This is a genomic window from Escherichia sp. E10V10, from assembly GCF_004211985.1.
GTDB lineage: Bacteria > Pseudomonadota > Gammaproteobacteria > Enterobacterales > Enterobacteriaceae > Escherichia.
Genome location: NZ_RHJO01000045.1, coordinates 1 through 3,172 on the forward strand (window position 1 = coordinate 1; position 3,172 = coordinate 3,172).

Sequence of the window (3,172 nt, forward strand, 5' to 3'; positions counted from 1 at the left end):
AATTCACTATGCCACTACAATTAAGCTCATTGTAAGAATCAATAGTTGGCTTGTTATTTTCAGTATGTAGTGACTCCTCCATACACCGCTCCCATAAGGTTGCTATTTCCTCGAGAGATGGACCTATAGCCAACAGATCGAGAGCTAACATCCCCTCTGGTATTTCAAATAAATTTAAATTATCAATTGCACGTTTTGTATTACGCATAGTCCAAGGAGACACTTGCTGAAAGTCGCTTTCTTCGCCACGCTCAATTGCCTGACGAACCTCATTCATTAAAGTTAACGAACGTATTATCAGCGCTCTTACTATATGCATTTTAGCCAAATCTGACTCTGCTACCTTTCTCTTTTCAAGCTGTTTCTCATGTTTAATTTGATTGGCCGAGATCATACCGGCAATAATAATTGCTAAAATGCTACCAATGGCTTGAATCCAAGCAGGAATGATTGACTTGATCATGTCTTTTTCAGAAAAATCAATATAGGCGGCACATCTTAACGCCAATAATAAAGCCACAACCAAAGAAAAAGTATATATTATTTTTTTCATGATGATTAATCCCTCTATACTTCTTCACATCATATCATATCATATAATTTTCATCATCTTAAACAAAGAAAAGAATTACGAATACTAAAATCTTTATATAACGAGCTTATGATAAAGTAATGACTAATGGATTTCACCATTTATTATCCACTTGGCGCTAATACGAATGGATTCAAGCCTAGCGATCACTAGTCTGCTACTGGCACATAGCAGTCCTAGAGACAGTGGCGTAAAGTCATGGAGGATCGGTGGGAGGAGGCGCTAATCCTTTCATACAAAAAATATGTAAAATCAATAACGGCTGTAAATCATTCAATACTCGCACTATCGGAAGTTCACCAGCCAGCCGCAGCACGTCCTGCATACGACGTGTCTGCGGTTTTTCTTTTTCGCTTACATTGCACCTGGTTCTTCCGGCCACTGAATATCCGGAGCACTGGAAGGGTCAACCGCATCAAGAGCATCCAAATAATCAAGCCACAAATTGTATTGAGCCAGTTCTTCACCTTTCAGACGACCTATGGCAGCTTTGCCAGGCCACTGCTTGTTGTTCATATAATTATTGGCATCATCGAGGCGACGTTGTTTTTCGCTGGTTGCCGAGGAAATGAGTTGTTCTTGCGTTGGTTCCGGTGCATCTGCCCATACAGGCATCCCATCTTCTCCGGCAACCCGGACTTTCCCTGGATTCACTCTCACAAATTCCAGGAAAACATCTTCTCCAACTTCCACACCACTTTCCGGCCAGGTGTTTGTACGCTCATAGTCCACTTTCAAAATAAATGGATAAAAGGCATTTGTTTTACTGTCGTAAAGATATTTATTCATCTTTCAGAAGCCTATCAAAATACATGAACCACCAGAAATAGAGTCACTGGCGCGAGAAATAATTGTTGATGTTGGCCCTGTCCCAACATTTATTGCAAACGTGGTAATTCTACCGCTGGTTGGCTCATATCCGGCACCCACTGCAAAGCCTAAAATTCCCCCAGGAAAAGGAATAGGTAAGTTGATAACCTGGTCACCATCATGAGGAGGGATATAAACCCATTGAATAATTTTACTTGGTAGTTTTTGCCAGTAGCGTTCAGACTGAAAACTCTCCATATCAGGTATCTGATTCGCCCCTGTCCCTATACCCCGTTTTGCCGCTTCTCCCAAACCAAGGTTTTCGAGAGCCGTTTTCACCGTGCCATCCGATTTGATATCACCAAACGGATTCTTGCGGCTTAACAGCAGCGCACGAAGCGCGGTAAGCAGCTGGTCGTGCCGCCCCTTCTCCAGGCTGGCACCGGATGCCTCCACCACGCTGCAAAGTTCCTCCTGCAACATGTCAAAGTAGTCATCATCCAGATCGGTAGCAGGCGTGCCGGTCTGGGGGTTACCACGGGTAAAACCGTTCTTACCCGCGCCGAACTTATCCTTCTGCGCGGTTTTCGTGTCTATACGATGCATGGATTACTCCGGATATTTAAAAATTACGTAGGTATGCGACGGGCAGAGTTTGTTAAGCACACACTCGACAACGGTGTCACCCCAGATACGCAGTGCGGAATCACAGGGATCGCCACATGTCATCCAGGTGGCGTTGGTGGTGGCTGGCATGTTGACCTGCCAGTAATACCGCCATTCCGGCGCATTCACCGCGTCAGTACAGGCCGATGAGCAGGTGAAAGTGCTTTTGTCGTATCGCGTGATGGTGGCATCTGGTCTGCCCAGGGCAGCAAGCTGTGCAAGATAAAAATCCTCGTTGATGCCGCCCGCCAGGTTAACCTTCGCATCCAGCCGTTGCTGACGCTGGCGAAGGGTCTGCGTTCCCGCCGGAATACATTCATCCGGCAGACCGCACAGACGCTCCCAGCGGTTTATCAGTTCAGTGGTGGTGCGCGGATCCAGCTCCCGCATCAGGGCATCCGCACGCTGATGAACACGGGTTAATGACGGTGCCGCACCGGCAATCGCCGGATCGCTGGCTGACCACGCCGGACCGGGCGGCAACAGTGCCGATAACAGGCGGATGTAATCATCGTTTGTCACGTCCATGAAATCGTCCCCAGTACCACCAGTTCGTTTTTCGCAATGGAGATATTGTCCACCGGTGCAAGCAACTGATGGCTGTATTCCCCGTTCGCACCGGAAATCGCCTCACTGATACGCGATACCTTCAGTTCTCCCTGCGGATAACCATCACGCAGCAGGAACGAACGCAACTCCGCGGTAATGGCAGCCCGTATTTCTGGTGTGTCCGGCGTCACGCGGATATGAAAATCCACCGTATGTGCCACCGGCCTGAATACATACAAATCAGAGCCTGCCACCGGGGCCAGTGGCCCGATATGTTGTCTTGCCGCCGTTTCCGTTGATTCTTCAGGAATGGGATTAATCAGGTCACTGCTGGCAATCATCACACCGACAGTCCCCGTTCCCATCCAGTGACGGTATGCCCATGCGCGGGTAATGCCGGGCACTTCTTTAGCCCAGACGACATAGTCCCCGTCAGCCCCGCCCTGCGGCGTCCAGTAATACCGCTCAATGACGCGGGCGCGCCACGTTTCCAGCTCTTCAGTATCAAATCCGCCTGTCAGTGTATCTGCCACGCCGGAAGACGGCAGACCATTC

General features: G+C 48.4%; 5 protein-coding genes. All 5 read right to left on the bottom strand.

All coding sequences use genetic code 11. From position 1 onward, the window contains the following. A partial coding sequence (locus tag D9736_RS23030; protein WP_130259248.1) for a hypothetical protein occupies positions 1 to 553 on the bottom strand: 553 nt, incomplete at its 3' end. A gap of 393 nt (positions 554 to 946) precedes the next feature. Further along, the gene (locus D9736_RS23040) at positions 947 to 1,381 is read right to left on the bottom strand and encodes a tail fiber assembly protein (RefSeq protein WP_130259250.1); all 435 of its coding nucleotides are present in this window, start codon (positions 1,379 to 1,381) and stop codon (positions 947 to 949) included. A gap of 3 nt (positions 1,382 to 1,384) precedes the next feature. After that, complete coding sequence (locus tag D9736_RS23045; protein ID WP_130259251.1) at positions 1,385 to 2,008, bottom strand: hypothetical protein; 624 nt, start codon at positions 2,006 to 2,008, stop codon at positions 1,385 to 1,387. A 3-nt stretch (positions 2,009 to 2,011) separates the two neighbouring features. Next, positions 2,012 to 2,596 carry a YmfQ family protein gene (locus D9736_RS23050; RefSeq protein ID WP_096973494.1) on the bottom strand — a complete coding sequence of 195 codons (585 nt, stop codon included), beginning with the start codon at positions 2,594 to 2,596 and terminating at the stop codon, positions 2,012 to 2,014. Continuing rightward, a partial coding sequence (locus tag D9736_RS23055) for a baseplate J/gp47 family protein (RefSeq protein WP_130259252.1) occupies positions 2,587 to 3,172 on the bottom strand: 586 nt, incomplete at its 5' end. The genes D9736_RS23050 and D9736_RS23055, both read right to left, overlap by 10 nt.